Source organism: Synechocystis salina LEGE 00031 (genome assembly GCF_015207985.1).
GTDB classification, from domain to species: Bacteria; Cyanobacteriota; Cyanobacteriia; order Cyanobacteriales; family Microcystaceae; genus Synechocystis; species Synechocystis salina.
On record NZ_JADEVV010000101.1, the window covers coordinates 1 to 3,171 of the forward strand.

The 3,171-nt window shown below is 49.1% G+C and carries 3 protein-coding genes; 1 reads left to right on the top strand and 2 read right to left on the bottom strand.

The window, feature by feature from the left end; translation table 11 throughout:
- The first annotated feature begins 232 nt into the window (after window positions 1-232).
- A complete protein-coding gene (locus tag IQ217_RS18610) occupies window positions 233-1,246 on the top strand; it encodes an ABC transporter permease (protein ID WP_194021398.1) in 1,014 nt (337 codons plus the stop codon).
- A 43-nt stretch (window positions 1,247-1,289) separates the two neighbouring features.
- Here the strand turns inward: IQ217_RS18610 and IQ217_RS18615 are convergent, their stop codons facing one another.
- Both IQ217_RS18615 and bioU read right to left on the bottom strand, forming a co-directional pair.
- Window positions 1,290-1,880 carry a DUF2808 domain-containing protein gene (locus IQ217_RS18615; protein ID WP_194021400.1) on the bottom strand — a complete coding sequence of 197 codons (591 nt, stop codon included), beginning with the start codon at window positions 1,878-1,880 and terminating at the stop codon, window positions 1,290-1,292.
- A gap of 38 nt (window positions 1,881-1,918) precedes the next feature.
- A complete protein-coding gene (gene bioU / locus IQ217_RS18620; protein ID WP_194021402.1) occupies window positions 1,919-2,914 on the bottom strand; it encodes a (S)-8-amino-7-oxononanoate synthase BioU in 996 nt (331 codons plus the stop codon).
- Between the last annotated feature and the right edge of the window lie 257 nt (window positions 2,915-3,171).

The following is a 3,171-nucleotide window of genomic DNA, read 5'->3' on the forward strand; positions in this document are numbered from 1 at the left end:
TACCTGGCTTTGCAACGTATTTGCCGCAAATGGACTATGCCCATCCAGCATTGGAAGGCGGCTCTTGCTTGTTTTGCTATTGAACACCCTAATTCTTTTCTTTTCTAATTTCCCCTTTACACAAATTTCTTGACACTCCCTCGCCATCTCCCAGGAGGAAACCGTTAAGGTATATTGGCTAGGATAAATCCCCCAATAGTGGTTCCCCCAGTAATTTTTAGCTAATTAATCTATGCGTAATTCCCTCCGTTGGCTTCAAAATGACGACTTTGCCTATGTTGTCCAGCGGTTGATAGAAGGGTTGATTACCTTACTACTAGCATCTCTATTAAGCTTTACCATTATTCAGCTAGCCCCCGGCAGTTATCTCGATACCCTCCAGCAAAATCCGAAAATCTCCCCAGAAACCATCCAACAACTCAAGGTCCAATTCGGCTTGGATCAACCTTGGTATGTGCAATATTGGCGCTGGCTGACCCAAGTGCTTACCCGTTTCAATTTTGGTGAAAGCTTTGTCTATAACCGTTCCGTTGCTTCCCTACTAATAGAACGGATTCCCGCTACCCTGCTACTGGCCATAACATCTATCATTCTCACCTGGGCGATCGCCATTCCGTTGGGCATTGTGGGGGCCGTACAGCAAAATACCTTGATAGACCGGAGTCTACGGGTAATCAGCTACATCGGCCAAGGATTTCCCAGCTTTATCACCGCTCTACTGTTACTATTCCTTGCCCAATCCGTTTCGCCTCTGTTACCGGTGGGAGACATGACCAGCATTGATTTTGCCGAATTTTCTTGGCCCCATAAAGTGTGGGATGTGGCTTGGCACATGATTTTACCTACCCTCGCTTTAAGTATCACCAGTTTTGCGGGGTTACAAAGGTTGATGCGGGGTCAACTACTGGATGTGTTACGCCAGGACTATATTCAAACTGCCAGGGCTAAGGGTCTGCCGGAAAATCGGGTTATCTACGTCCACGCCCTCCGTAATGCCATCAATCCCCTAATCACCATTCTGGGCTTTGAATTTGCCAGTTTGCTTAGTGGCGCTTTCATCGCCGAATTTTTCTTCAATTGGCCTGGCCTAGGTCGGTTAATTCTCCAGGCCGTCACTGCCCAGGATCTCTATCTAGTGATGGGTAGTTTAATGATGGGGGCAACTCTCCTCATTCTCGGTAATCTTCTAGCCGATCTATTGCTGAAATTCACCGATCCCCGCATTCAGTTGGCAGACCTAAAATAAAATTCACACTCAATTTGTGAATACTTGACTGGCAATATCCCGGCTACCAAGTTCCACCCCGATAAAACTGAAAACGGGCTACTCCCAAATCCATTGCCTGGGAATTGTCCCCCGGTGGTAGAGCAAAAACTCGAAATTGGTAAACTCCCGGTACATCGGGATTCTTCCAGGGCTTCAGACCAATGGTGACAATTTCTCCGGGGGAGATGGCTTGGGCAAACGTTACAGTGATTTTTCCCGTACTTCTGTCCCATTCCACCGACTCCAGGGCAACTTGTGCCCCCCGATGGCGACGATCGCCAAAGAAAGCAAAGCTTTGATCCGGGTAAAAATTAATCGGATCTGGGTTGGGTTGCTGTTGAAAAACAACTCTGTCGAGGGGTTCCCCGGCCTGTTCCGGCAGGGAAATGGTGAAATAATACTTCGCCGCCGGAATGGAAACGGCATTAAAAGTAGTGGCACTATCCATCAACTGGGGAGGACTACTGAAAAACAGCACTCCCCCCGGCAATTGCCCCGCTCCCGCAACGGACATTTTTGGACCATAACTCCCATAGGACTGGGTTAAAACCAGCCCCGAGGCGATCGCCAGTCCCGCTATTTTTCCCAAGCCCAGGGAAATTGGTCTAATCATAGGTGATTCACCTGAACCGATTGAACAACGTTGATAGATTAACGCACAAATTTGGGCATCACATCCGCCGCCGTAAATAGCCCCATTAAACCCTGACGGTGTAACTCATAGCCCGCTTTCAAATAACCAAAGGCCGGGCCACAAACATTGGCCGCCATGCTAGTTTCATCCCCAAGGGTAAAGGTATGGCTAGAAAGTTTTCCTTCAAAGGTTCTGCCGGTAATTTTCACATGGGTACTCAACGGCTTTTTCGGATTACGGGTATCCACCACGCCCCCCACCGTTACCTGATCCCGGTGACAGATGCCCGCCAATTCCAACATGATGTCGTCAGCGTGTTCCATATCCTCCAAAGCCAAAATGCCATTGGTTTGATCCAACAGAGCCGCAACTTCTTCATCACTCATAGCCTGGGCTTTATCAACATTGTACCCAGGCATATGGGCAATATCCTCTCGAATGGTGGCCCGATAAGCCTCCCAATTAGCAATACCAACCCCAAAAGTGATTTTGACCTGGTGAATTTCTTGGAAACTTTGGGCCGCCACCGCCGCCGCCGCCGTCAGTAAACCGGGGGTCGCTCCACAACCGGTCATATAAGTGATGCCTGCCTGGACTAAATCATGCCGTAATGTCAATAACTGCTCCACTGCACTGGTGCGTTTTAGGGCATCCACCAATACCCCCTGCCAGCCGGAGGCGATAAATTGCCTAGTCACATCCGCCATGAAAGTATTGGGCAGATTGGGCAACGCCAGGAAGTAACCATCCACCTCCCCCTGGCCAATTAAATCTTCAATGCTTTGCTCACTCATTTGTCCCTTATTGGCCTTCCCCACGGAACCCTGTTGAGCATAGGCCTGCACCGCATTATCCACATCAACACCATCGGCATCACAAAGATATCCATGGCGATCGGCGATCGCCACCAATACCATTTCCCGTTTAGGAGCTAAAAGCCTAGCCGCCGCTTGCCCTAAACCGCCAAAACCCAGAATGCCAACTCGCAAAGGAGCAGAAGTATAACTTTCCATTGATCCAAACTCGCAGAAACAACTCCCCCATTATCGGATGGAGGAGCTAAACGGAAGCGCACAAGTCAGAGAAGAGAGAGAAACAATGTCGGGAGGGAAGAGTTGGAGAAGGTTTTAGAAGCCCAAAGGCAGATGAGGAGGGGGATTGAGTGAATGTGGAAAAAAGATTTGAGAAAAGGTGTTGACTTTTCCTGGGAAGGTGAGTATATTGATAAATGCGCGGTTGAGAGCGAAAGCGACTCGAAAGCGCCCCGAAC

What these genes read in the sequence shown, in the direction of transcription:
- IQ217_RS18610 (WP_194021398.1), top strand. Translation starts at nt 233, where the DNA reads ATGCGTAATTCCCTCCGTTGGCTTCAAAATGACGACTTTGCCTATGTT.
- IQ217_RS18615 (WP_194021400.1), bottom strand. Translation starts at nt 1,880, where the DNA reads ATGATTAGACCAATTTCCCTGGGCTTGGGAAAAATAGCGGGACTGGCG.
- bioU (WP_194021402.1), bottom strand. Translation starts at nt 2,914, where the DNA reads ATGGAAAGTTATACTTCTGCTCCTTTGCGAGTTGGCATTCTGGGTTTT.